We start from the raw sequence: 26,679 nt of genomic DNA on the forward strand, positions 1-26,679 counted from the left end.
TTTCGGCGCTTGGATTGATTCACTTGTGATCGAACCAATTATGACGTGCTATGACAAAGGACTATTTCAGCAAGTCCATATAAACATAAAACAGGTCACTGCCAATTCGTTTTTCAGGTATGTCTTCCACCAGTGATCATTAATGAATCTCCGGTTATAAAACTTGAAAGATCTGATGCAAAGAAAAGTGCTACATTAGCAACTTCTTCCGGATCTCCCATTCGGCCCATTGGTATGGCCGCTAATCGCGCTTTCAGTTCTTCAGGTTTCAAGTGTTCAAAATTTCGTTTGATCATTTGAGTATTAATCGTCCCCGGTGCCAGTGCATTGACACGGATGCCGTATTGAGCTAGAAATTTGGCGCCATATTTTGTCAGCGCCAGAACTCCGGCTTTTGATGCACCATAATCGGGGCTGGTACTACCGCCGGTGATACCGGCAATTGAACCCATATTGATAATACTACCACCACCATGATCTTTCATGTAGGCGGCAGCAAATTTCATCCCAAGAAAAGTTGAACGCATATTGACCGTTACAACCTGATCCCAATCATCCGTAGATGTATTGAACAAATCATTGGCTTTGGCAATGCCGGCGTTATTGATCATCACATCCAGACCGTTCCATTTCTGAGTGGTTGTATCAATCAGTTTTTTTACATCTTCTTCCTTGCTCATATCCCCTGCCATCAATAAAACATTTGCCCCGAGGGCTTGCGCTTCTTGGGCTAATGTTTCCGTTTGCTCATCAATGCGTAACGCATTGATTGCAAGTCCACGGCAACCGGCTTCTGCCATTTTCAATGCGATCGCACGGCCAATCCCTTTAGCTGCACCAGTAACAATCACTACTTTGTTTTCCATACTAACATTAACCATATTTTCTTCTGTCCTTTCTAAATGATTTGTATGACAATATGATGTTAAAACATGATGTATGAATCTATCCTTTCAAAGCAATTATTTTAAACAAAGGCGCTAACTCAGCTTGGCAGATCAGATCGCTGCATGAAACCAAAACACCTTGACCGCTTCAGAATCCTGATCTTTTTTTATCGTATGTTCAACACCAGCTGGAACAATGAATGCCGTTTCTGGTTCGAGTTTAAACTCCTGATCTGCAACCCTGGCCCATCCGGTTCCGGACAATACGAAAAATCCTTCTTGGTCATCATGAGAATGAGTCTCCGGATATTCTGTTCTTATATGTTGACTGACACCGGTTTTGCACCCGCTAACACAACCATTTTTTTCATTGACAAGATATTGACTGATATAATCCGGCCGCATAATTTCATCAACATCCTTCAAATATACCTGGTATTGCATCTCTGTTAGGAAACTTTTTTTATGTTGCGAGTGCAGACCAGATCAACCCCAGTTCCGGCGATGTTGGCGACCACAACGTCTCCGACACGGACAGGTGATTCAATCTCCAATTCACTGATTTCTTTCATGACTGCATAGATTTTTTCTTTCTTGACAGGATCTTTGGTCTTAACTGGGACAAAAGGTAGATCACCGGATTTTATCTTGACGGTTGTTGTAATAATTCGTTTCGGTTCAGTAAACTCGTTTTTGGCATATTCTAGACCGATTTTACAACCATAATCCGATATTTTATCAATTTCCTTTCCACTGTGTTCAACGGTCAAATTGCACCCTTTCGGACAACCGATGCAAACTAATTTTGTTACTTCCATGCTTTTTTCCTCCATCTTTATTCTGCCAGTTCCCGGGCAATCGAAATATTTATTGATGAAGTATCCTTCGTCACAAATTCACGGGGTAAATTGAATGTCACCATTGTTCCGGGTTCAACAATTGATTTTTTTATACTCATCAACGTTTTATCTTCATTATCTTTGACAATTAGACGAACGTCCTCATCCGGATTTTTGACTCTCAGGAAAAATTTAACTGTTTTCTCCTTGTTATTCAGAGCATCAATATGTTGCGGAACCACATAACCAATGTTTTGGTCATGGGTAATAATTACATCCTTTTCAGCTTCAGCAGCCTTCTGATTGATCAGATCGGCGGCAGCTCGACCAGCAATCTCGGCCTCCTGAGTTACATTATCGACCAGATCGTGGACATGCAGCACATTACCGCAAGCAAACACCCAGGGAATGTTGGTAATCCGTTTTTCATTTACCACTGGTCCTCTGGTGACCTTATCGATTTCACAACCCAGTTTATTGGACAATTCATTTTCCGGAATCAGTCCCACCGACAGTAGCAAGGTGTCGCAACTGATGTACTGTTCAGTCCCCTTGATCGGTTTGAGGTTTTGATCGACCTCGGCAATGGTTACGCCTTCAAGTCTTTCCTTACCATGAATTTCAACAATCGAATGGCTTAAGAGCAGCGGGATATTGAAATCATCGAGACACTGTACTTTATTTCGGATTAGACCCGTTGAATAAGGCATTAATTCGATGACTCCTTTAACATTGACGCCTTCTAAGGTTAAACGTCTTGCCATAATCAAACCGATATCACCTGAGCCCAAAATTACAACTTCCTTGCCCGGAATAAAGCCTTCGAGATTAACATAGCTCTGCGCAGTCCCGGCGGTCATGACTCCAGCTGGACGACTGCCCGGTATGGTGATCGCCCCACGGGTTCGTTCCCGACACCCCATTGCCAAAATCAGGGCTTTGGTGTTAATTTCAAACATACCGTCTTCACGGTTGACCGCAATAACTTTTTTATCGTCGAGGATTTCCATTACCATCGTGCCCAGTTTCACGTCGATATCTGACTTTTCGACTTCTTCAATAAATCGGCTGGCATATTCCGGTCCAGTCAGCTCCTCCTTGAAATACTGTAAACCAAAGCCATTATGTATACACTGCTGCAGAATCCCGCCAAGATAAGGCGCTCTTTCGCAAATCAAAATTTTTCTAACATTATTTTTTCTGGCTTCCAATGCGGCTGCCAAACCGGCAGGGCCGCCACCGATGACAACCAGATCATATTCTAATTTTTTCATTTTTTTGATCTCCTTCTGCTAAAGGTATTTCTTTGTTTCTGGAAGCAAGCACGAAGGATTCTTTGCCTTTTTGAGTCACCTCAAGTGGGGAGATATTTAACTCGTGGCTGAGAATATCGAGAACTTTAGGTCCACAGAAACCACCCTGACAACGCCCCATCCCGGCACGAACCCGGCGTTTTATGGCATCCATGTTGGTTGCTGGAACCGGTCGGTGAATCGCATCCTTGATCTCACCCTTGCTGATTGATTCACAGCGACAGATAATTTCACCATAATCTGGATTCTTTTCAATAAGAGCATTTCTTTCTTCATAGGATAATTCCGTTAACATAACTGGTGTTTTTCGTCCTTTTTCGTAGTTCGCTTTTGGTGAAAAGTCCAGCTCCAGATTCTGCTCTCGAACCAGTTCCTCGACCATCGCAGCAATTGCTGGTGCCGAGGTTAAGCCCGGTGACTGAATACCTGCCACGTTAATCATACCTTTTACGGTTTTCGCCGCTTCAATAATGAAGTCTTCATTGCTGCTGGCTGCTCTCAGACCAGTAAAGGTAGTAATCACATCGCCCATTCTTGGCAATTCCGGAAACAGGTGTGAAATTGTACTGGTATAAATCTGATCGAGGGCCTCGGCTGTTGTGCTCAGATCCGTTTTATCCTCGAGCGCTTCGGCATTGGAGCCTGCCAGAATATTACCATCAATCGTCGGTACTACAATCATTCCCTTTGAAACCTTCGTTGGTGCTGAATAGATGGTGTACGTCAGGATATCCCGCCATTTTTTATCATAGAGAAAATACTGTCCTTTTCGGGGTTTAATTTCGAAATCAATTTCTTCGGTCATCGCTGCAATTTTATCGGCATATAAACCGGCTGCGTTAATGATTACTTTGGCTTCGATATCGCCTTTATTTGTTTTAACACCTTTTACAGTTTTGTTTTCAATCATAATATCCAGAACTTCTGTGTCCAGCATCACCTTCGCTCCGTTGATTACGGCGTTTTCTGCTAAAGCGACTGTATATTCAAAAGGATTGATGATTCCAGTTTCGGGTTCGAACAGGCCATATTTTGCTTCTGGATTCAAGTGGGGTTCCATCTCATGTAATTCTTTCTGATTTAATAGTCTCATCCCCTGAATGCCATTTTTTATTCCGTTTTCCATGGTTTTCTTCATTTTTTCTAGATCGGACTCTTCAAATCCCACTGTGATTGACCCCAGCGGTTTCACTAAACCAACGTCCAGATCTTCACATAATTGCTTAATAACTTTATTTGCTGCTAATGCTAATTTGCCTTTTAATGTGCCACCATCAATATTAAAACCGCTATGAACCATTGCCGAGTTTGCTTTACTCGTTCCCATACACACATCGCTTGCCTTTTCCACCAGTATGATATCCAGATTATATTTTGCCAGTTGATGTGCAATGGAAGCACCAATTACACCACCACCAATGATTAAAACCTCTGTTTTCATGGTGTCACCTCCATATTCTTAATTTTCTTTTTTATGTTAGGCAACGTTTACATGAGATACATGTCAACGTTGCCCAAATTTAGTTTAATTCGTATAATTTTTAACGATCATTTGCCCAACAAAGGTTGGAATTGATTGCCCGTTTCCAGCCTTTGTAGAGGTCTGAACGTAAGCCTTCATCCATTTGTGGATGGAATACCTGGTCAACTGTTCGTTTCTGAACGATTTCATCCTGATCTTTCCAGAAGCCAACAGCTAATCCTGCCAGATAGGCAACCCCGGCAGCAGTTGTTTCAGTATTGTCCGGTCTTTCAATGTCCACATTGACGATGTCGGCCGTAAATTGCATCAACAGGTTGTTGTTGCAGGCTCCACCATCAACTTTAAGGATTGATAATCTTTCGCCCAAATCTTCTGAGAAAGCATCGAACATATCACGGGTTTGATAACCGAGTGATTCAAGTACTGCTCTGATGATATTGTTTTTAGTGGTGCCCCGTTCAATCCCAACAATTGCGGCACGTGCGTAAGAGTTCCAGTATGGTGCGCATAATCCGGTGAATGCCGGTACAAAATATACGCCACAATTGGCTACTTTTTTTGTTTTCATTGCAAAGAATTCAGAGTCAGGGGATTCATCAAGCATGTCCATTTCATCCCGCAGCCACTGAATTGCCGAACCAGCTGAGAAAGCAACGGCTTCGAGGAGATATTCTACTTTTCCATTTAAACCCCAACCGATCGTGGTGGTTAAACCGTTGTTTGAGAGGAAGGGTTTTTCGCCAATGTTTACGGTCATAACCCCAGCAGTACCATAGGTGAACTTAGCCATCCCTTTTTTGAAACAACATTGTCCAAAGGTTGCAGCCTGCTGGTCGCCGGCATCGCCGGTAATTGGAATCGCCCGTTTAAAGATTTTAGCCGTAACACCAAAATCGCTGCTGCTTTCCTGTACTTTTGGCAGCATACTGGCGGGAACAGTAAAGACTTTTAATAATTCTTCATCCCATTTCAGTTCGTTGATGTTGTATAATAGTGTTCTTGATGCGTTACTGTAGTCGGTAGCGTGGGTCTTGCCATCGGTTAACTTCCACATAATCCAGGTGTCAACGTTTCCAAAAATCAGATCGCCTTTTTCAGCACGTTCTCTGGCACCTTCAACGTTGTCAAGGATCCATTTGACCTTGGTAGCTGAAAAATAAGAATCGATCATTAAGCCGGTTTTATTTCTGACGATACCTTCAATTTGAGGATCATCGGCTTTTAACTGGTCACAGTATTCCGCTGTTCTGCGATCCTGCCAGACAATGGCATTATAAACTGGTTCGCCAGTATTTTTGTCCCACACGATAGAAGTTTCCCGTTGATTGGTGATTCCGATAGCGATGATTTCTTCTTCTTTAATGTTGGATTTTGCCATCGCTTTTTCAATAACTTCGCCTGTAACGGCCCACATTTCCATTGGATCCTGCTCTACCCAGCCTGAGTCTGGATAAAACTGTGCAAATTCTTTTGCATGAACGCTGACAATATCTCCGTCATGGTTAAAGAAAATCGCCCGAATACTTGTAGTCCCCTGATCAATACTTAAAATATACTCCTTCATCCGTTTTTACCACCTTTTCATTTATTAAAATGCAGAAGATTGCATTTTTTCGATTTTGATTTTTCCATTTCCTGGCAAACACTCACCTGATTTGTCGACTGGATCTGGAAATTTGAGTACGTATTTTTTGTATGATATTCCTAATCTGTTTTTTTGTTAATCCCAAAAGATATTAAAGATCATCGTGATAAAGTGTCTTTACGCCGCTTCATTACGAAAATTTTTAACGCTAGTACATAAGAATTTCAAGCAATTCCTGCGAAGTTAAGTTGGTGATGTAATCACTGACTTCACAATAGCTGAGCACTTCCTGCAAATCTTCTTTTCTTAATCGTTTCCCTGTTAAGAGTTTTTCCAATTGACTAATGTTGCTGGGTCCCAATAAATCCCCATCAATTGTAATCGAATCGATAATACCATTTTTTGCAACGCTCATCGCCAGCGCTAATTTGCCACCTCCAAAGTTGCGGACTTTTTGTATTTTGTAATGCGGGGCCTTGCCATATGTCCAATCCCAGGTCAGGTATTTTGAATCTTTCAGTGCCTCAATTGCTCTGTAATCCTTTTCAGTCAGTTGTAAAAAAACAGTCGTTTCTTTCGCACTAACGCTAGCCATCAGATGATCACAGAACTGATTAACACTCATTGACTTGAGCAAGTGCTCACTGATATTGGTAACCTGACTCCTGACCGATTTTACCCCGCCACCCTGAACAACCTCATCTTTTACAGCCAGTACTTTGCGTACAAAATCTAAATCGGAATTAAAAAGGAGTGTTCCGTGATGCAACATCCGACCATTTTTAACCGTCTGTGCAGTTCCCGAAAACTTCCGGCCATTAATGACCAAATCGTTACGATGGTTACATTCGGCCTGAACACCAAGCAGATTAAGCGCATCAAGAATCGGTTCGGCAAATTGTTTAAAATCAATACTGTATCTGCTGTCACAATCCTGAATAAAAGAATAGTTCAGATTTCCGAGGTCGTGATAAACTGTGCCACCGCCGGTATTTCGCCGGGCGATTCGAGTATTCATTTTACTGGCATATTGAAGATTAATCTCTTTCATTACATTCTGATTTCGGCCAATTACAACCGCGTTGTCGTTCTGCCAGAGCATAAACAAACCTTTATCTAGTTTAACATTCGAGAAAATATATTCTTCCAATGCTAGATTATAGTAGGGATCAGTGGATTCACTGCAGTATAAATGCATCATCAACACACCTCGATTAGTTTTAATCACTTGTACAAAGATTTGGTATTAAAACCAACTCAATTAGAAATAGTTATTCAGTTTTATCGTTTTTATTCAACACACAGACATCCTGTGACACATTCTAAGTGAGTTTGCCGGGGATGCTTCTCAGCTTTCAAGTCGACATCTACAGCATCCCCACAAATTCTTTAACTATATTACTTGAAGACAAAACTAAATGTGGATGGCATGTCCCACCACAGCATGTGCAGCTTCCATGATCGCTTCCGATACTGACGGATGAGGATGCACCACTTGCGCAATATCATCAGCAGTAAATTCAAGATCGATATATGAAGCCGCCGCACTGATCAACTCAGTGACATGAGCCCCAATAAAATGCACGCCTAATATCTCATTGTATTTAGAATCTGCAACTATTTTGACAAAACCGCCCGTCTCATTCATTGCGACGGATTTTCCATTTGCCACCATCGGGAAGGTTCCTACTTTAACATCATAACCTGAATTTTTGGCTTGATCTTCTGTCAAACCAACACTTGCAACTTCAGGGTAGGTGTAAGTACAGCGTGGCATATTCGCATAATCGAATTGTTTAACCGGTTCTTTAAGAATGGCATGAACGGCTGCCAGGGCTTGAGCTGAAGCTACATGGGCAAGAGCCAGTTTTCCCGTCACATCACCAATAGCGTAAATCGATGGACAAGTCGTTTTTAGATTATCATCCACTTGTACGTAACCACGATCAGTGAGTTTGATACCTGCCTTTTCCAATCCGATACCTTCAACATTTGGTCTGATCCCGGCTGAAACAAGTAGTCGGTCACAGGTAATGGTTTCAGTTTTTCCTTTTTCATCAATGACCAATTTTAGCTTGCTTCCTTCAGCTGCAACTGAACTAACCTTTGTTTCGAGTTTATATTTGATGCCGCGTTTTTTGAAGGATTTTTCCATCTCTTTGGAGACATCTGCATCTTCGTTCGGCAACAGATGTGGTAGCATTTCGATCACCGTTACTTCGGCACCATAACTGTCCCAAATACTGGAAAATTCCATTCCGATAGCACCCGCTCCGATGACGACAATCTGATCGCCCTCTTTGACCTCAGTCAACTGTAGTGCTTCCTTTGACGTCATGATGTTGGGATTACTGTAATCAATTCCAGGAATGCGGAACGCATGCGACCCGGTAGCCAAAATCATATTTTTGGTTTCGAGTATTTCTCCAGTAGGCATGATTTTAAGACTGGCACCATTGATCAGGTTGGCTTCGCCCTTAAAAACAGTGACTTTGTTTTTCTTCATTAGGCTCTTGATACCCATCGTTAATTTGCCACTAACTTCCCGACTGCGCTTCTGAGCTGCTGCATAATCTGCCTTGATACTATTAGTGTTTAAAGTAATTCCATATTTATCGGCTTCCTTAACTGTCCGAAGGACTTCGGCGTTTTTTGCCAACGCTTTGGTAGGAATACAGCCCCAGTTCAGGCAAACACCGCCGAGATCGGCTTTTTCAACTAAAGCAGTTTTTAGGCCTTTCTGGGCAGCGTAAATCGCTGCCACATAGCCCCCCGGACCGCCTCCGATAACTATTAGATCAAACTTGTTCATTCTTTATCTCCTGTACTGAATCACGGGGTCATTCGTTGACCTTTTGGAGTTCTTAATGGTGTTACATCAGAATTTTCATCGGATCTTCCAGCAGTTTTCCGATATAGGCTACAAACTGAGCTGCATAATCGCCATCAACAATGCGGTGATCAAAGCTCAGTGTGATGTTCATCATCGGTCGGATGACGATTTCGTCATCGATAACGACTGGTGTTTTGACCGTTGCTCCCACTGCCAGGATGCCACATTCAGGTGGATTGATTACCGCACGGAAACTTGCAATTCCCCGTGAACCCAAATTACTGATGGTGAAGGTAGCACCGGACAGATCGCCCTGGATATTTTCCTGATCTTTGGTTCGATTAACCAGACCGGAGAAATCCTTAGCCAGTTCGACAACGCCTTTGGCGGCGACATTCTTTAGTACTGGTACCATTAAACCTCGGTCTGTATTTACTGCAATACCAATATTGATATCTTCCATTTCATAGATTTCAGTGCCGTCTGCTGCCAATTGGGAATTCATCATCGGGAATTCCTGTAAAGCCCGTGAGCAGGCCTTGGCGAACATTTCATTGAAACCAACCTTAATATCAGCCAGTTCGTTGACACGATTTCGCCATTCGATTGCTTTTGTCATATCGACAGCAACCGTCAATGCTGCCCATGGTTTGGTAACCACACTTTCAGTCATACGACTGCCAATCACCCGGCGAACACCGGTATAAGGAACGGTATTGCGAATACCCGCAGCGGGAGCAGCTGTTGCAGCCACCGGAGTTGATACTACTGGCTGAGGTGCTTCCTCATAAGCGAGAATGTCGGCCTTGGTGACACGAACCCCACTATATTTGACGTTTGCCAGATCAATGCCCATATCTTTGGCCATTTTCTTGGCCAGTGGTGAAACCGGAACCCGTCCGGTTGGCGATTTTTCTACTACTTCAGCGGCTGGAGCTGGAGCTGCGGCTGGGGCCGCTTCAGCCTCAAGCGCAGCTGGTGCTGCACCACCGCCACTGATTTCAGCCAGTAGGCTGTCAATATTTTCTCCCGGAGTTCCTACGATTGCCAGTGGCTTATGGCATTCCACGTTATCTCCCACCTGGGCAATTATTTTTAAAACTGTACCAGTCTGATCGGCGGGAATATCCTGAACATCTTTATCGGTTTCGGCCGCAAGCGCCATTTCGCCAAATTTTACTTCATCACCTTCGTTTACATACCATTCCGTGACCGTACCGTCTGTCATGTTAACGCCGATCTTTGGCATATTCATTAGTTTTGCCATAATAAACACTCCTTCACAATTTATTCAAATGTTTTGCGTACTGCTGCGATAATGTCTTCTTTCTTTGGTGTACATAATGCTTCCAGACCCTCATTATATGCAACCGGAGAGTTTTTACTACCAACACGTTGCGGTGGTGCATCAAGTAAATCAAAACCACGGTCAAGGATTTCACCGACAATTTCTCCAGCAATCGATCCTCTTAATGGAGCTTCCGTTACGACAACAACACGGCTGGTTTTTTTAACTGAATCCATGACGGTTTCATAATCCAGTGGCAGTAGTGAACGTAAATCGATGACTTCACAGCTGATCCCGTCTTTTTCAAGTTCAGCAGCGGCGGCTTCGGCCACGTAGGTCATGTAAGAATAGGTAACGATTGTACAATCGGTTCCCTGTTTACGAATATTAGCTTTTCCAATTGGAATGGTGTATTCACCATCTGGAACTTCGCCTTTAATGGAATAATTACGTTTATGTTCAAAGCACATGACCGGGTTATTGTCCCGGATTGCTGATTTGAGTAGTCCTTTCATATCGTAAGGAGTGGACGGTGCGATAACTTTCAGGCCCGGCACATGAACAAACCAGTTTTCATTGTTTTGAGAATGCTGCGCCGCAACCCCGCCGCCGACACCAAAAGGTGCACGAATAACGATTGGCACATTTGCCTGGCCACCAAACATATAGCTTGTTTTAGCTGCTGTATTAACGATATTGTCCATTGGCAGAGTCAGCCAGTCGCAGTACAGAATTTCGACCAGTGGACGCATTCCGGCAATCGCCGCACCTACGCCTAAACCCGTGAATGCTGCTTCTGAAATCGGCGTATCGATAACCCGCTTTTCACCAAATTCGTTCATCAGTCCTTTGGTAATTCCAAATGGATTACCGCGAAGGCCGACGTCGCAACCCATGATAAATACATCTTCATCCCGTGCCATTTCTTCACGTAAAGCCTGGGTAATCGATTCTCTAAGTGTTATGATTGACATATTATTTTCTCCTAATCTTTTTTAATAATCCCGCTAATCGATCCTGCGTCTATTTGATAACTTCGCCATCTGCGTAAATATAATCATAGAAAGTATCAAGAGAGGGTTCATGGCATTGATTGTCTGCATAATCGATGGATGCTTCTACCTGTTTCATAGCATCCGCTTCAATCGCATCCAGTTCTTCTTGTGTTGCAATTTTATTTCCAACTAAGAATTCACCCATGCGTTTAATTGGTTCGATCTCCCAATATTTATCACAAACTGACATGTCGCGGTACCAGCTATCATCAGTAGCATGATGGCCGAGCATCCGCATCGTTTTACATTCAATAAAAGAAGGTCCTTCACCCGCTCGAGCTCGGGCAATAGCCGTTTTTGCGGTATCCCAGATCTGATAGATGTTGAAGCCATCAACCCGACAACTGGGAATCCCGAAGCCAGTGCCTCGTTTATAAAGATCCGGTTCGCCAGTTACCCGGGCAATATCGGTAGCAATGGCCCACTGGTTGTTTTCACATACAAAAACGACTGGTAACTTCCATGCAGCGGCCATATTCATGGCTTCACAGATCGATCCGGCATTAGATCCACCATCGCCAAAGAATACCACGGTTACGTCATCAGTTCCCTTGATCCAGCTTTTTAAGGCACTACCAACCGCTGGCGCTGTGGCAGCACCAACAATTCCGGTGGCCCCAAGCATCCCAATGCTCATATCACTAATATGCATTGAACCACCGCGGCCTTTATTATAGCCTTCTTCTTTGCCAAACAACTCAGCCATCATTTTATTGATGTCGCCACCTTTAGCGATCAGATGACCATGACCACGATGTGTTGATCCAACATAGTCGCTCTTTTTCAACTGTGTGATTATACCAGTTGCAATCGCTTCTTCAGTAATATAAGGATGGTAGTAACCATGCACTTTATTGGCCATCCACAGAGGCTTTACCGCTTCTTCAAACTTACGCATTAACCACATAATGCTGTACATTCTCAGTTGTTCTTCCCGATCCAGTCCTTCTGGGACATACATCTCTGCATAAGCATCAAATTCTTTTTTGATCTCTTCAATGCAATTGGTATTTTTCATGATTGTTCTCCTTGTATTTTTATCATCATTACTCTGATGTAGATGGTATTTTTGCATGCCATTTCTACAAAACGGAATGCGTATCTGTGAAAGTTCAGCATGATACCAGAATACTGAGCTTTCACAGATTCATTTTCATAATTTAACACCCTTTTAGTTATTTGTGTATTGACTTAAATCGAGCTTTTGCTTAGTCAAGCAGCCCAAAGAAACGGATATGTTCGGTCACGACTTTCTTGACCTGTTCTTTCGTGAAAGCATCCAGTTTCAGTGGGTCATTCTGATCGGGATGATTCTTGGTATAGTCAACCATGCCCTGACAATAGCCAATTTTTATGGCTGTTGATATATTTACCTTGGAAGCGCCCAATGCTATTAAACGATGAAACATTTCATCAGTAAGTCCAGTTCCACCATGGAGTACCAGTGGACATGGTGAAAATTCATTTATCGCTTCGAAAAGATCATAATCGATACTGATTTCACCTTTATATACTCCGTGAGCTGTTCCTACTGCAGGCGCAAAGGCATCAATCCCGGTCTCTTTGAGATAAATGCGACAATCATCCGGATTGGCATGAGCATGATTGCCCTCCAAAACGACAATATCATCTTCAACCCCAACAATTGCTCCCAACTCCCCCTCAACAGTAACGTTTCTGGTTTTGGCATAAGCCACAATCTCACTGGTATTTTTGATGTTTTCGGCAAGCGACAGCTGCGAACCATCATACATGACAGAGGACCAACCGCCATCGATACAGGCTTTGGTAAAATCGACATCCGTGGAGTGATCAAGATGAATGGCCACATTTACCCTAGCGTTATCGGCAATCGGTTTTAAATAGTCCATCATCTCACTTATGCCAAAAGCTTTTACCGTTTTTACTGAAGTTTGCAGAATAATTGGCTGATTCAACTCTTCTGCTGCTTCAACTGCAGCTTTTGCTGTCAGATAGTTTACAATATTGAATGCACCAACCGCATAGCGGTTTTTTCTGGCATCTTCAAGTATTGTTTTCATGTTAACATAACTCATGATCATCATCTCTCTTCTTTAAAATTTCACGACATCATACATAAATATGATAGGTTATGACCACCTGGAATCAGTATAGCACAACTCGCTTAAAAAATAAATGATCTCTTAAATCTTTTCTTATTTTTGTCCGTTAGCGGCATTCATAAAGCGTCGTTGATAGGATACTACCTGATTACATGAGGTGAATCGGGCCAGATAATTCGGCTCGGCTGTAATCACGACACGATGGATTAGATCTTCAAATTCTTTTTCCATCAGCAGTTTATCGATATCCGGGTAGTTCAATTCACCTTCCATACTGCAAATGATCAATCTGGAATCATCGAGGTTTGTGTTTTTAAAGAGTCTTAAATTATGACGAACGCCGTCTAACCCATCAGAACCTTCAGCATCATCAAAATGACGATATTTCAAAATAGCTTCAGCCATTTTCTTCACGGAAATCAGATCCATATTGGCCTGGTCCATCGCAATGTAATCTTTTTCCAGGAACATGTCGCGAATCGCTTCAATGCACTTAACATTTCCGGTGGCATTGAATTGTTTTAAACTCAAATCCATCATTTCGGATTGCATCAGACGATGCCGAACAAAACTATTGACAAAATATGGTTTAGCCTGCAGCGCCAGAGCAGTTTGATAGGGTTCAAACATCAGGGTAAAGTTAACGCGATAACCATTTTCTTGTAACATCAGTGCCAAGTTATGTCCGCGGAAAGCACTTTCCGTTGTGACATCGGTACAGGCTCTGCTTAGTTTTTTATCACCAGAAAGAAGTTCGGAAACGTTTTCTTTCGTGACCGGTCCAGTATGAGGCACTTTTATGACAACTCGATAGTCCGTCAACATTTCTCTGAATTTTGCAGCTTCTTCCAGCAGTTCAGAATCCGACTTCCCAAAAGGATCGTTCAGTTCGACGCTAATGTCTGATCCCGGCCCAAGAATTCGACCAATTTCTTCCATAACCTCATCCCGTGTTTTAAATAGGTTACCAACATTAGCTTTGGGATTATTAATAAACAAATCGTAAATGATACCAGGATTGCAAGTCAGATTGGCAATCATTTTACTGATTGGTGCAACCTCATAAGGATTCGCTGAATCAGCTGAGTATAGCACATTAGTTGGTCGTTTCTTGCCATTCTTTTCATAAGAAATGTCGCGGATCAGATCTGCCCGGAGCACACCATTGGCTTCCAGACGACATTCTATTTTAAAACCATCAGGGGTTTCATTATCTGGTGTTTTAAAAGTCGAAATAACCCGTTCAAATTCCTTGGTTACACCGATTTTTTTGACATGTTTTTTTAAAAAATCGTATTCCTCCAGCGGCAAATTAAAATCAAGAACTCGAGCTACATCCTTCTTCTGATCTTCAATTACCAAAACATCATCGTTTAATAGGGTGTTCAAGGTACAACTGACAGTATTCATTTCTTTCCTCCACAATATTTGATTATTTTTTTACTACAAACAGAATACGATCGACAATTTTTTCCCAGGTAAGGCCGTAGGCTTCCAATAATTCCCGATAGGGGCCGGTATTAATGGAGCCGTCGGCTATACCTACAATATGAATTGGAGCTTTACCTTTAGTTGCTGCAAGAGCTTCAACAACTGCACTCCCAAAGCCACCAATCACCGAATGTTCTTCTACTGTGAAAAGATACTTGGCATTTTGATAGGCCTCACTAAGAATCCCCGTATCTAGAGGCTTTACGGTTGTAAAATTAATTACTTTTACCCCAAACCCCATTTCATCCAAAATTTTTGCTGCCATCAGTCCGTCTATTGTTAATGTACCCGTAACTGCAATTACAATATCATCGCCAGTGTTCATCAGGTATTCGCCTTTACCGATTTCAAAGCTCCGCTCTGAAGCGTCCAGCGGTTCGGCCATTTCATGGCGTGGCATTCGAATATAAACCGGCCCTTGATGATCAATTGCTGCACGGAGCGACATTTCCACTTCAAATACATCCCCGGGGTTCAATACAACCATGTTGGGAATTGAGCGCATTAACGTCAAATCTTCAATGGCCTGATGCGTTGAACCTAACGCACAGTGCGATAAACCACTGCTTGAACCAATTACTTTTACATTCATGTTAGCGTAGCCCAAATCATTACGAACCTGTTCAAAGGCCCGCATTGAGATAAACGGAGCAATTGCTGAAACAACCGGTATGTAGCCACTTTCTGCCAATCCCGCACTAACTCCAATCGCATTCTGTTCACTGATACCAACTTCCAGATATTGCTGCGGCAATTCTTTTTTAAATGGATTCATACCCGAACCGGACCCAGAATCACACGACACCGCCATGACACAGGAATTATTCTTACCGAGTTCTAATAATGCTTCTCCAAAAGCATCCCGTGGATTTCGTTTTTTAGTCGTCATTTTGTCCATCCCTTTTCTTTCGCATAATGTTCCAATGCATCCAATGCATCTTTGGCTTCTTGAGAATCCTTCCCGGGATTCCAATGGTGATATTTAAAATCCCCTTCAGCAAAAGGCATCCCCTTACTTTTTATTGTATTGGCAATTACCATGCTGGGTTTTCCTTTCTGGAATGGTATTGATTGGAATGTACTGAGAAGTTCCTCAATATTATGTCCATCCACAACTTTTACCGACCATCCAAAAGCAGAATAACGTTCTCTCAAATCACGGGTATCCAAAACCTCGAGGGTCGAGCCATTGATTTGCAGACCATTTCGATCAATGATGCCTACTAGATTGTCCAAGCAATGATGACTGGCAAACATTGCCGCTTCCCAATTCGACCCTTCCCCTTGTTCCCCATCTCCCATGAGAACAAACACCCGTTGCTTTTCTCCTTTTAATTTCGCACTTAATGCCATCCCGGAACCAATTGGCAAACCATGACCCAACGCTCCGGAACTAAAATCCACACCGGTGAATTTTTTCATATCTGGATGGCCCGGAACCTTCGTGCCCAACATATTGTAGGTTTTCATAACATCTGCCATTTCGAACCCCTTTTCTATAAGGGTCCCATACAAGGCCAGACACTTGTGCCCCGCACTCAAAATAAACCGATCTCGGTTTGGATATTTTGGTTCATCAACTTTGATATCCATGATTCCAAAGTATAAGGTAGCCAAAATATCTGTACACGACAATGACGGGCCAGCATGGCCGTCACCATTATTAATTACCGTATGAACAATATGTTTGCGAATATTAAATGCCTTTTTTTCGATGGTTTCTATTTGCATTGAATCTCTCCTTAAATATTTTTCTACGATACTTAATTTTGCTAAGGATATGCATAACGTTTACAGAACGATCTGATAAACAGAAGAAACTATTTTGCAAAATTGTTCGTAATTACCCAAACCTGCGCTGACCCTCTCAACATAATAAAAAATACGCTGTTGATCTAATCCCACCTATGACAGATCATTAGTGGTCATGACCAGTTCTTATATGTAGTATAGCACGAATTGTTTTTTTGTCAATTTATTTTTAAATAATTATGTAAAGTCTTGCCAAATCGCGATATAATGACTATAGCAACTTTCAGCATACAAGGAGGGTAAAAGTATGGGCTTACGTTATTCAAGCAAAGTAATCGACGGAAAACTTAATATTAGAAATGATTATATCCAAACCGAGGGCGGTGATTTCCAGAAGTTGACAAAAAACTGGATTATTAAAGCTTATGAAAAAGCGAAAGAATTAAACGATACCGAATCCATGGAAAAACTGGAAAATCTGAAAATCGATATTTGGCTTTCTGGTGAGAACAATGAGTTAGGAAAAAATATAACCTGGTGTTTAAAAGACGAGTTATAATAAGCGGCGGCCTAATCGCCGCTTATTTTTTTGCAGAATCGTTTATTGTTTTATAAATTGGGTATTTTATTAGAATATAAATACTTTAAGGAGGATTTTTTATGAGACAAATTATGGGAATTCAGGTCGGCAACCGCGAAAACGAAGCATTGAAGGTTCAGGAATTGTTAACTAAAAATGGCTGCATTATTAAAACACGCCTTGGTTTACATGAGTCTTCTGAAGAAATGTGCAGTATCACCGGACTGATAATTTTAGAATTTTTACCCAACAAAGAAGCGGATATCGCCGAACTGGAAAAAGAATTAGCCACTCTCGATACAATTGTGGTCAAAAAAATGGTTTTCTAAAATTCGAAATAAAGAGAGTTACTCAGTCAGACTGACGCTATTGAGTAACTCTCTTTTTCCAAGGAGTAAAAAATGATCGACTTTAAAGATTCCCGATTTATTATTACGGATAAAAAAAACACATCCAAAGTTCATAAGAATATTCAGGGAATGTTAAATAATGAGGAACGGGTTGTTGAATTTTATGTGGTTGATCTCTATCCTGTGCCATCCGATATATTATTCACCTCCAAACGAATTATTATTTGCACCTATGAAGAGCCTGAATTTCCAATTTTTACTTTCTTACCCTATTCAAAGTTTATTGCTTTCTCAGTAAAGAATTCAAATGACTCCAGTCTTGAAAATGAATTAGAATTGTACAATTATTATGTCAATAAAATTGCCTTTGAGTTCCCCGGAAAATTTGATTTAAGCCTGGTAATTAAGCTAATTGGCAGCGCTATTAACTAGGACATGTAATTAAAAAAGGTATTCTAATAGTTTTAATTTCTTCGCTAAAAGAAGGATTAACAAATCAGTTTTATGCCTATCCGGAATGTACATCGCAAATTGAAAGGAGCCGACAATGCAAACCGAATTAACAATCACGATCACAAAAAACGGCGATCATCTTGAAATCCTTCAAGATGGCTTGATGGTGGCCAAAAGAGAAGCCATACAAAATATTCTAATTAATGGTGAAGTTGAAGATTTCTACGACAATTGGGTATACCCCCAAGATCCAGCCGCTCCGGAAAAAATCGGAAAAATTATTCTTGGTTTAATGAATGGTGATTTCGGCAAGGTTGAATAAAATACCGCAAATCCAATTATTTCGCTTCTTAATAAAAAGAATCCGCCAGCCACACACGTGATCGGCGGATTTTTAATAGTCATTTGGCGATTCAGACAAACAGTCTTTGGTCTCAAAAATATGTTTGTCTGATTAATAAATGATTGCTTTGTGTTTTTTATAGGGTGACATATTTATCTGGACATACAAGCGGCTTATTCTGAATAATGTTTGTATTTATTTTATCATTCTAATCAACAGTCAATAAGTGATTAATAAATTGTTGCGCTGTTCGACCGGAAATACCACCGTGCATCATTTCCCACTGGTTTGCGGCCATTCGCAGTTCTTCTTCTGGCAAATTCAGACCTTCTTTCCGGGCAAGTTCTTCAACAATTGTAAAGAACTGCTTCTGACTGGGTCGCTCAAAAAATATTGTTACTCCAAAGCGATTGACCAATGACATTTTTTCCTGCATTGTATCTGAACGGTGAATCTCACCATTTTTTTGCATATCATCCCGATCATTCCAGGTTTCCCTGATCAAATGACGCCGATTAGAAGTCGCATATATTAGAATATTATCTGGTTTCGTCTCAACGCCTCCTTCAATGACAGCTTTCAGAAACTTATATTCGATTTCGAATTCTTCAAACGACAGATCATCCATGTATATGATGAAACGGTAATTCCGATTTTTTATTTTGGCAATCACCGTCGATAATTCACGAAACTGATGCTTGTAGATTTCAATCATCCGCAATCCCTGATCATAAAACTCGTTGACGATTGCTTTGATACTCGTCGATTTTCCGGTTCCACTATCCCCAAATAATAAAACGTTGTTGGCCTTTTTTCCCTGCACAAAGGCCCGGGTATTATCAAGCAGTTTCTGTTTCTGCAATTCATAACCTACCAAATCGGTCAGCATCACCTTATCCATATTATTAATGGGCTGAAAGAACAACGGTTTATCCGATTCACCAGCAGCAACCCGAAACGCCTTATTTAAGCCAAACATACCAACACCATAGTTGGCATAAAAACAGGTTAATGCTTCAAAAAAACCGTCCCCGTTTTTTGCCTGTTCCAGAGTTTGGCATAATTCCCCTACTTTTTGACTGACATTCTGGTTATACATAAATTCTGGTTTTCGGATCGCCTGGTAGTTCGAAATGCGACTAAAGCAATCAATGCCCAATGCTTCTTCCAGTGGAGAAAAATCAAAATCAAACAATTCTTTAAAGATTGCACAATCATTTCTGGCAAAGACATTCACACTGCCAGCTTTCTTTCCCATCTTTTCACAGGTCAGCGTAAACGGATTTTCGTTTGTAATCATCGCAAAGGTCAAATAGGCATGCCAGAGATTTTGATCAAAGCCGTAGTCCGTCGCTATCTCCAAAAGCTTTTTTATCCAACGATAGCTTTGTTCGATAAGACAATCTGTCGACTCATTCCCGCTATTAAAGCTCGAATACAATTGGCCTATCTGATTCAGTAAATTGTCTTCATCATTATCCCGAAAAAGAATGAGTTTGGAAATAAGTCGTTTCATTGTTTTCTCCTGTCAATTTTAATTCTTAGTCTGTTTTTTGCTTGATCTGGATGTTTTTAATTCTCAGTTATAACCATAACATGTTTGAATTATCAAAACAATCCTAATATCTATGATTGTGTAAGAATTCGGTGGCGCAGATCATGTGAGGACACTACCGGGTAAGCAACAAGATATAATTTTCACCTGATATAGTATTAAAGAACCCCCAAATCATGGGGTTTTCATCCCCCGCCTCCATGTATAAAAAAGAACCAAAACGACTCTCTTATGCGATTCTTACTGGAGTTAGTGGGGGGAGAATCGAATCTTCGACCATACTGATTACGAAACAGTAGTTAAATGGCTTATCGCAGACATTTATATACGATATACGACATGTTTGCGACACGTTTTACTCTTTTTTTCGAATGTTTATACTTGTACATGAATTACCACTTTCATTTATTAAACTTTAAAAAACGAATGCACCATTAAATAACTAATGTCTGCCCTCTATTCTGATCAAACCCATGCAATTGCGGACTGATTCCATAATTGTCTTCCAGGTAATCTCCGATGCATAAGAAAATTTCTTTTGATATGCCAGCCAAAGATTTTTCATGACACTGCTATTTTCCACTTCATCCACGATCAACAGCATATCGGTTAAATAATGCTCTGTCCCACGCTTATTCGCAGTTGCCATCAGTGCCTGATTGAAAACTGTAGGATTCATGTTTTCACCATATAATTGAAGCAGGCTGTGGATGTCATAAAAATCTCTCATGCGGGTATTGGTGGTATTGCGGGAAATAATGGTTTCCAACTTTTCGGCCAGAATCGTCTCCAGGTTGTAAGCCCATATATCAATTGCACGTTCTTCCAACATCAGCTTGAGTTGATACCGAATTTCATTAGGCGTAATGACATCACCTGTGGAAATATCCACCTTAAAAGGTGTGATCACGCCGTCAAATTTTGTCTCGATACTAACCCGGATCCCCGGATACTCAGCTTCATCCATTATCTCACCAATGCTCTTGATATAAAAAGATACACCATCGTCCAAGGGAACCGAGGCAATCGAAGCAACGATCTGCTCAACGTCATCAGCATTCACATTGATTCCTTTTACCGTGGCATCCAAATCCATGGTCGATCTTGCATTTAACCCGATCATCGCCGTTACTAGAATTCCCCCCTTCAAAATGAATTGATCTTTATATTCAGAAAGAGAAATTCGCTCCAGAAAGCGTTCCATCATATAGTGACGCATCAGCATCTGGGCATCTGCTGATTTCTTTTTTGAAAGATTGCGAATCAAATCCTTCAGTTGTTTTGATGTTTTGATCATAATAGTACCTCAAGATATTGTCGCAAAATTTTTTCAACCCGAAACAGGGATGCATACTGCATTAATGTTCGCAAATTCTTATCTTTGCGTCGGACATATTGCTTTATTGCGTCTTGAAAGGTCTGGATTTCAACCCCTTTGCGACTGCGGATCAGATCACAGATGGTTCTTTCCATATCATAAACCGGAACCGTATGTCCAAAGGACGTCTGAGCAGTTGTGCAGCCTACTCCATGAAGCTCGGACTTAACCGTATAAACCTGGACTCCATCGGCTTTCAGCCGGTTGGGATTATAGCCAGTCTTAACTGTAATCGAATAGGGAGCTGGTTCCCGGTCCGTCAAATCATGAAGAAACAAAGCGGTTTCATGCGAAAAGACAGCTTGTTTACTGCGAAGATGTATCAGATACAGCGTATCGATCCAGGCATCCGCTGAAGCATAGACGCCATGGGCCACCTGTTCCAGTTTTTTCTCTTTAATATAATCATAAAATACAGATTTGGAAATTCCTTCGGCAACAACCTGCGAAGTTTGAACAATGCCGTCATGATCGGCTATCAATTTATCCAGCTGTTCGTATCGGTCCACGATTCCACTTCCTTTCATACTAATATTATAAACATTATTAGTACGAAAGTAAATATGCTGAATGTTCTATTCATTAACCGTAATCGGAAAGAAGAAAACGGCTCCACTTAATAGTGTGCCTTGGCGCAGCTACCATGTTACGACAATTATTAAGAAATGCAAGGGAATTTGATTAAAACCATTGAAATTTTGTTACTTTGCTTGGTGGAGGCGACTTGTACCGGTTTTAGGTGACAATTTGCATTGAAGATTATTGTTATGTCCCGACTTGTCAATAACCAAATTATCAATTGATTGTATGAATTTTTGCATAGCTAATCTATTTTTTCAATCACTAGACTCTTTCAAGCTCCTTTACACTTCAAACACCCTAATTAGTTCTCAAATTATTATCCCCTGATTAATACGCGATGAATAGCTTAATGCAGTCTTAAGCCATTGTTGAAGAGCTTACTTTGTTCATTGTCTCCCAATCAAGGACAGCTGCCATCCAGTGAATTCATTTTCTTCCCTGGAAGTGTTTAACGGTCACTTTCCTAATGGAACGTTCTCATTGAAAACCCCGCCTTTTTCCGGAATGGAGAAATTAGACTTTTTTAATTGCCGTGAAGCATTTATCAGCAAATAATTTTAAAAAGAAGAACATTCGCCAACCCGAAATATACAACGCTCTTATCCTATTATTTTATTCTACTTCTTAATAATACAAATCATGAAAAACTCATTTCATTTTTTCCCTAATTTTTTCTCCAATCAAACCACCCTATATACTGAGGAACACTTAAAATACATACTTCTAGAATTATTTCTAACAGATGCAAAACTGTTTCTTTTTCATTTGTCATAGTTATTATAACTGTCAACCTTTCTTTTATTACTTTATTCCACTTTTTCTTAGTTCAACAAAAACGAAATGATCGATGCTGCTTTTAGGTCTCAAGCTATTTATTAGTTCCTGATACATACGAGTTTATTAAATTTCATATAACTTGAATATTTTGTATGTGGTGAAACCTCTTTAGCGATTCCAAATAACCATTTGATCACATAACCAATCTGTCCATGAATCCAAACCTTCTCCTGTTTTAGCAGATATTTCAAAGAAAGCAATATCAGGATTTAATTTCATGACTCGCTCCTTAACAGCTTTTGAATCAAAGTCAAAATAGGATGCACAATCAATTTTATTGATGATAAGCGCATCGACAATGGAAAACATTAAAGGATATTTCAAGGGTTTATCGTCGCCTTCGGGAACGCTTAAGATCATTACATTTTTAGAGGCCCCGGTATCAAATTCTGCTGGACAAACAAGATTTCCAACATTTTCGAGAATGACAATATCCAGTTCTTTCGTTTTGAGGCCATCTAAACCTTCCTTGGTCATTGTCGCATCGACATGACAAAGACCTCCAGTTTGAAGCTGGACGATCGGAATTCCTTTTGAAGCGACTTTCTCTGCATCAACAACAGAATCGATGTCTGCCTCAATCACGCCCATTTTGAATTGATCGCGCATTCTATCAATGGTGCCCATAACCGTGCTTGTTTTTCCGGATCCCGGTGATGACATTAGATTTAACAGGAATGTTTGCTGGTTCTTCAATTCTTTTCGCAATTCATCTGCTTTAATTGTATTATCTTCAAAAACACTTTTTTTTATTTCAATTGTTCTTATTTGACTTATCACCTTATCCACCTCATATAATTTCGATACTTTTAATCTGGAATTCTCTACCGGATAATAAAGATACCTGATCAGAACCGCAGTATTTGCAAACAAAAGATGGGGGATCCATCTCAATTTTAGATATGTTTTTACATTCTCTGCATTTAACGGAAACCGGAAGAATTTCAAACTCAACCGATGCTTCTTCCGCTATTGTATCCTTAGAAATCATCCTAAAAAACAATTGTGCCCATTTTGGAATAATGTTCGATAGAGCTCCCGACGTAATGTTTATCTGAACAATTTTACTGGCATTGTTCTTTTTTGCATAATCAACGGATATATCCAGAACATTTTCCATTATTGAAAGCTCATGCATCCCTTTTCTCCTTAGAGGCCATTTATTTTCCTTTATTTCTATTATTTATTATGCTCTTGGTGTGTATTTCGGGATCAGTACATCCACATCTAACGGTTCGCAAATCGTTGAATCGTCCCTGATTATGGAAATCGCTCCGGATGTACATTTTGATTCGCAAACACCACAACCTAAACATTTTGCATTATCAAAAACCATTTTATCATCTACCATTTGCATTGCATTAAACTTGCAGTAATCAACACAAATTCCGCATGAAACACATTTTTCTTCATCAATAGCGCATTTATAACCGGACGATGCAAACATTGGGGCATCTAATAAGTTATAAGCTGACATTGCCGTACAACAACAGGTACAGCAATTACAAATTGCATAAAGGCGGTCATTTAATGAGCTTTTGAAAAATGCAGATTGAACATTTCCCCGTTCATGTTGATCTTGAACGATTTCAAGCGCCTCTTTCTGAGTGATTCGTCTCGCTTTTGTATCTGAGACATAATCCAGTATAAAACTTACCCATGGTTCCCCTAAAACAAGACAGACATCTCTTGGATAACAGCCTGCATCCCCTCTGGCTTCGCGACAGGGACATTCAACTACCGCAATGCTTTCCGGGTCTTTGATAATCGCTTTTCTGGCTAGATTGTAAGGAATCACTGTCTTGGGCAAATCCGGAAGATTTAAGTCCTCGTGAAGTGAGAGAATTTTTTTTGCATCCTCAACCCGTAGCACCTTCGCATGGTATTCATTGGTTTCCATTTTACTTGCTATAAACCCTGTTTGATCCACAAACATTTTAACTGCATCTTCTGCATCCGAGTAATTCTTATCATCGGGATATTTGAGAACGTCAGGCATTGGCTTCAGTCCATTAAGGGCCTTTTGCATATAATGAATATACAGATTAATGTATTTTAAATAATGGTATCCATGGACCCGGTCAAGAAGCCCCTGGTTAGTTCTAGGAAACTCCTTTTTAAAATTTTTTAGACTTTCTTTCTTTTTTTGTTCTTTTAAATCACTCATCTTCTTATCACTTTCTTTTTTTTACAACCCGTTATTCCACTATAACAATTGAAAGTCATTTTTTACGCCGCTCAACCCCTTCCTCATTCATTTGAATGCCAATAAATATACTCTAATTACACATCAGCTGGATAGCCATATATCTGTCTGACTCGAGCCAGATCGACCTTGCCGACGCTAGTTTTGGGAATGCTCTCAATAAACTGAATATATTTGGGTGTTTTAATACGCGATTTTTCTTTTCTGATATGCGCCTGTAATTCTTCTTTCGTTACCGATTTTTCTGGTTTTAAAACAACGACAGCCTTACCAACTTCTCCCCACCTTTCGTCTGGAACGCCAAGCACACAAACACATTCGATGGAGGGATGGCCCATAATCGTATGTTCAATTTCTATGGGATAAATGTTTTCACCGCCGGAAATAAACATATTCTTTTTTCGACCGCAAATATAATAGTAACCATCCTGATCTTTATAAGCGATGTCTCCGGTATGGATCCATCCATCTTTCACAATTTCGTTCGTTTTTTCAACATCCTTCCAGTACCCGGAAAACGTAAGATTCCCGCTAAAGAGAAGTTCACCCTTTTCCCCATCTTGAACGTCCACACCATCTTCATTTACCAGGCGAATATTGTTAAAATACATGGGCCTTCCAACCGAGATCCATTTTTCTTTTATCTCTTCTGGTGTCATGTCATTCACTGCTGGTGATAAATTGTTAGGTCCGACCTCTGTCATACCATATGCATTAACCATTTTAACGCCCTTATTCCAGTATGCGTTGAGAGTTTCTCTGGATATGGGTGCTGCTCCGTTGAGCATCCATCGATAACAGGAAAAATCAGCTTTTTCAAAATCCGGATGACTTGAAATAGCTCTGTACATCGTTTCGATGCCGAGACAAGCTGTCGGTCGCTCGGTTTCAATGATTTTCAGTATTTTTCCAGGTTCGAATTTTTCCGTAATAATCACCCGGCCACCTGCTATTAGAGTCGGAAGCATCAGAACATTCCAGCCAGCTGTATGAAAAAAGGGCAGCATTACATTAATACAGTCATAACGGTTTATTCCCGCAGTGAGAATCTCACCCATTGCGTTAAAAAACAGCGCCCAGTAACTCATCATCGCTGCTTTTGGATCTCCAGTTGTCCCCCCCGTATGGATCAGCATTTGTATCTCATCATAACGAGGTGTATCAAAAACAGCGGTTCCGTTAGATTCATATGTCGTGATGTCTGAATAACTATACTGATCCCGATCATCGCGGTCTCCGTTTATTGGAATATATTCCCTTTTAACTCCATCCTGTCGAAGATTTTCAACTGCCTGTTTACAATTATTTGAATAAAAAACGACACGCGGTGTTTCTTTTTCGAGAAGTATATTTAATTCATTTCTTCCCAACATATAGTTGTAAGAAGTTAAAATGATTCCAGTTTTACAACTCATAAAGAACGCATCGATGAAGGCAATTGAATTCTCTGCGCAAAATGCAATACGATCACCTTTTCTTAGTCCGAGCTCCTCTAAAAGGAAAAATGCAAGACAGTTGGACCGCTTTTCAATTTCAGCATATGTATAACTCCTTTTATTGTCATAATCGAATACTGCCTCCCTACGTCCACTTGTTCGAGCCCTATAAAATGCAAAGTCCGGAACCGACATCATATTATTCATTTTAATCCCTCTCCTAATTTTCACTCATACTTATTAACAATTTGTTGACCAGTCTACTCAAGTTTGAAATACAACTTCGAACTCAATGCATGCCATATTTTTTCAATCTTCTGTAAAATGTGCTCAGGGGCATGTCCAAATA

General features: G+C 40.7%; 26 protein-coding genes. 4 read left to right on the forward strand and 22 right to left on the reverse strand.

What is annotated here, in order from left to right; translation table 11 throughout:
- Positions 1-113 precede the first annotated feature (113 nt).
- The 15 genes from Q7P33_RS05770 to Q7P33_RS05840 form a co-directional block, all read right to left on the reverse strand.
- The gene (locus Q7P33_RS05770) at positions 114-866 is read right to left on the reverse strand and encodes an SDR family NAD(P)-dependent oxidoreductase (protein ID WP_303868306.1); all 753 of its coding nucleotides are present in this window, start codon (positions 864-866) and stop codon (positions 114-116) included.
- A 132-nt stretch (positions 867-998) separates the two neighbouring features.
- Positions 999-1,331, reverse strand: coding sequence for a cupin domain-containing protein (locus tag Q7P33_RS05775; protein ID WP_303868307.1), 333 nt, complete (start codon positions 1,329-1,331; stop codon positions 999-1,001).
- A 5-nt stretch (positions 1,332-1,336) separates the two neighbouring features.
- On the reverse strand, positions 1,337-1,705 hold the full coding sequence (locus tag Q7P33_RS05780) for a DUF1667 domain-containing protein (RefSeq protein ID WP_303868309.1): 369 nt from the start codon (positions 1,703-1,705) through the stop codon (positions 1,337-1,339).
- 17 nt (positions 1,706-1,722) lie between these two features.
- Positions 1,723-3,000, reverse strand: a complete 1,278-nt coding sequence (locus Q7P33_RS05785; RefSeq protein ID WP_303868310.1) for an NAD(P)/FAD-dependent oxidoreductase — start codon at positions 2,998-3,000, stop codon at positions 1,723-1,725.
- Complete coding sequence (locus Q7P33_RS05790; RefSeq protein WP_303868311.1) at positions 2,981-4,480, reverse strand: NAD(P)/FAD-dependent oxidoreductase; 1,500 nt, start codon at positions 4,478-4,480, stop codon at positions 2,981-2,983. The genes Q7P33_RS05785 and Q7P33_RS05790 overlap by 20 nt, the downstream gene beginning before the upstream one ends.
- Positions 4,481-4,580: 100 nt before the next feature.
- On the reverse strand, positions 4,581-6,086 hold the full coding sequence (gene glpK / locus Q7P33_RS05795) for a glycerol kinase GlpK (protein ID WP_303868313.1): 1,506 nt from the start codon (positions 6,084-6,086) through the stop codon (positions 4,581-4,583).
- Between the two features lie 229 nt (positions 6,087-6,315).
- Complete coding sequence (locus tag Q7P33_RS05800) at positions 6,316-7,335, reverse strand: lipoate--protein ligase (RefSeq protein WP_303868315.1); 1,020 nt, start codon at positions 7,333-7,335, stop codon at positions 6,316-6,318.
- Positions 7,336-7,521: 186 nt separating this feature from the next.
- A complete protein-coding gene (gene lpdA / locus Q7P33_RS05805) occupies positions 7,522-8,919 on the reverse strand; it encodes a dihydrolipoyl dehydrogenase (protein ID WP_303868317.1) in 1,398 nt (465 codons plus the stop codon).
- A gap of 61 nt (positions 8,920-8,980) precedes the next feature.
- A complete protein-coding gene (locus Q7P33_RS05810) occupies positions 8,981-10,207 on the reverse strand; it encodes a dihydrolipoamide acetyltransferase family protein (RefSeq protein ID WP_303868319.1) in 1,227 nt (408 codons plus the stop codon).
- Between the two features lie 20 nt (positions 10,208-10,227).
- The gene (locus Q7P33_RS05815; protein ID WP_303868321.1) at positions 10,228-11,202 is read right to left on the reverse strand and encodes an alpha-ketoacid dehydrogenase subunit beta; all 975 of its coding nucleotides are present in this window, start codon (positions 11,200-11,202) and stop codon (positions 10,228-10,230) included.
- A 49-nt stretch (positions 11,203-11,251) separates the two neighbouring features.
- Entirely contained in the window at positions 11,252-12,301 is a 1,050-nt protein-coding gene (locus tag Q7P33_RS05820; RefSeq protein WP_303868323.1) for a thiamine pyrophosphate-dependent dehydrogenase E1 component subunit alpha, read from the reverse strand.
- Positions 12,302-12,491: 190 nt separating this feature from the next.
- Positions 12,492-13,349 carry a ketose-bisphosphate aldolase gene (locus Q7P33_RS05825; protein ID WP_369693286.1) on the reverse strand — a complete coding sequence of 286 codons (858 nt, stop codon included), beginning with the start codon at positions 13,347-13,349 and terminating at the stop codon, positions 12,492-12,494.
- A 111-nt stretch (positions 13,350-13,460) separates the two neighbouring features.
- A complete protein-coding gene (locus Q7P33_RS05830) occupies positions 13,461-14,777 on the reverse strand; it encodes a transaldolase family protein (RefSeq protein WP_303868325.1) in 1,317 nt (438 codons plus the stop codon).
- A 22-nt stretch (positions 14,778-14,799) separates the two neighbouring features.
- A complete protein-coding gene (locus Q7P33_RS05835; RefSeq protein WP_303868326.1) occupies positions 14,800-15,747 on the reverse strand; it encodes a transketolase family protein in 948 nt (315 codons plus the stop codon).
- The gene (locus tag Q7P33_RS05840) at positions 15,744-16,589 is read right to left on the reverse strand and encodes a transketolase (protein ID WP_303868328.1); all 846 of its coding nucleotides are present in this window, start codon (positions 16,587-16,589) and stop codon (positions 15,744-15,746) included. Before Q7P33_RS05840 ends, Q7P33_RS05835 begins: the two co-directional genes overlap by 4 nt.
- Before the next feature lie 328 nt (positions 16,590-16,917).
- On the opposite strand from Q7P33_RS05840, the gene Q7P33_RS05845 reads away from it, so the two are divergent.
- From Q7P33_RS05845 to Q7P33_RS05860, 4 genes are all read left to right on the forward strand, one after another.
- Positions 16,918-17,169: a hypothetical protein gene (locus Q7P33_RS05845; protein WP_303868331.1), complete on the forward strand. Its 252-nt coding sequence runs from the start codon at positions 16,918-16,920 to the stop codon at positions 17,167-17,169.
- 101 nt (positions 17,170-17,270) lie between these two features.
- On the forward strand, positions 17,271-17,519 hold the full coding sequence (locus Q7P33_RS05850) for a hypothetical protein (RefSeq protein WP_303868333.1): 249 nt from the start codon (positions 17,271-17,273) through the stop codon (positions 17,517-17,519).
- Positions 17,520-17,591: 72 nt separating this feature from the next.
- A complete protein-coding gene (locus Q7P33_RS05855) occupies positions 17,592-17,972 on the forward strand; it encodes a hypothetical protein (protein WP_303868336.1) in 381 nt (126 codons plus the stop codon).
- A 115-nt stretch (positions 17,973-18,087) separates the two neighbouring features.
- Positions 18,088-18,315: a hypothetical protein gene (locus Q7P33_RS05860; protein ID WP_303868338.1), complete on the forward strand. Its 228-nt coding sequence runs from the start codon at positions 18,088-18,090 to the stop codon at positions 18,313-18,315.
- Between the two features lie 229 nt (positions 18,316-18,544).
- Here Q7P33_RS05860 and Q7P33_RS05865 read toward each other — a convergent pair whose 3' ends face one another.
- The 7 genes from Q7P33_RS05865 to Q7P33_RS05895 form a co-directional block, all read right to left on the reverse strand.
- Positions 18,545-19,852: an ATP-binding protein gene (locus tag Q7P33_RS05865; protein WP_303868341.1), complete on the reverse strand. Its 1,308-nt coding sequence runs from the start codon at positions 19,850-19,852 to the stop codon at positions 18,545-18,547.
- A 481-nt stretch (positions 19,853-20,333) separates the two neighbouring features.
- On the reverse strand, positions 20,334-21,188 hold the full coding sequence (locus Q7P33_RS05870; RefSeq protein WP_303868343.1) for a nucleotidyl transferase AbiEii/AbiGii toxin family protein: 855 nt from the start codon (positions 21,186-21,188) through the stop codon (positions 20,334-20,336).
- Positions 21,185-21,796 carry a type IV toxin-antitoxin system AbiEi family antitoxin domain-containing protein gene (locus Q7P33_RS05875; protein ID WP_303868346.1) on the reverse strand — a complete coding sequence of 204 codons (612 nt, stop codon included), beginning with the start codon at positions 21,794-21,796 and terminating at the stop codon, positions 21,185-21,187. Before Q7P33_RS05875 ends, Q7P33_RS05870 begins: the two co-directional genes overlap by 4 nt.
- 1,000 nt (positions 21,797-22,796) lie before the next feature.
- Positions 22,797-23,465, reverse strand: a complete 669-nt coding sequence (hypB, locus tag Q7P33_RS05880; RefSeq protein WP_303868367.1) for a hydrogenase nickel incorporation protein HypB — start codon at positions 23,463-23,465, stop codon at positions 22,797-22,799.
- A gap of 13 nt (positions 23,466-23,478) precedes the next feature.
- Positions 23,479-23,826 (reverse strand): hydrogenase maturation nickel metallochaperone HypA, encoded by a 348-nt coding sequence (locus Q7P33_RS05885; RefSeq protein WP_303868348.1) that lies wholly within the window; start codon positions 23,824-23,826, stop codon positions 23,479-23,481.
- A 48-nt stretch (positions 23,827-23,874) separates the two neighbouring features.
- Positions 23,875-24,855 (reverse strand): 4Fe-4S binding protein, encoded by a 981-nt coding sequence (locus Q7P33_RS05890; RefSeq protein ID WP_303868354.1) that lies wholly within the window; start codon positions 24,853-24,855, stop codon positions 23,875-23,877.
- 116 nt (positions 24,856-24,971) lie between these two features.
- Positions 24,972-26,537, reverse strand: coding sequence for a class I adenylate-forming enzyme family protein (locus Q7P33_RS05895; RefSeq protein ID WP_303868356.1), 1,566 nt, complete (start codon positions 26,535-26,537; stop codon positions 24,972-24,974).
- Positions 26,538-26,679: the final 142 nt, after the last annotated feature.

This window comes from Acetobacterium wieringae, assembly GCF_026646375.1.
GTDB classification, from domain to species: Bacteria; Bacillota; Clostridia; order Eubacteriales; family Eubacteriaceae; genus Acetobacterium; species Acetobacterium wieringae_A.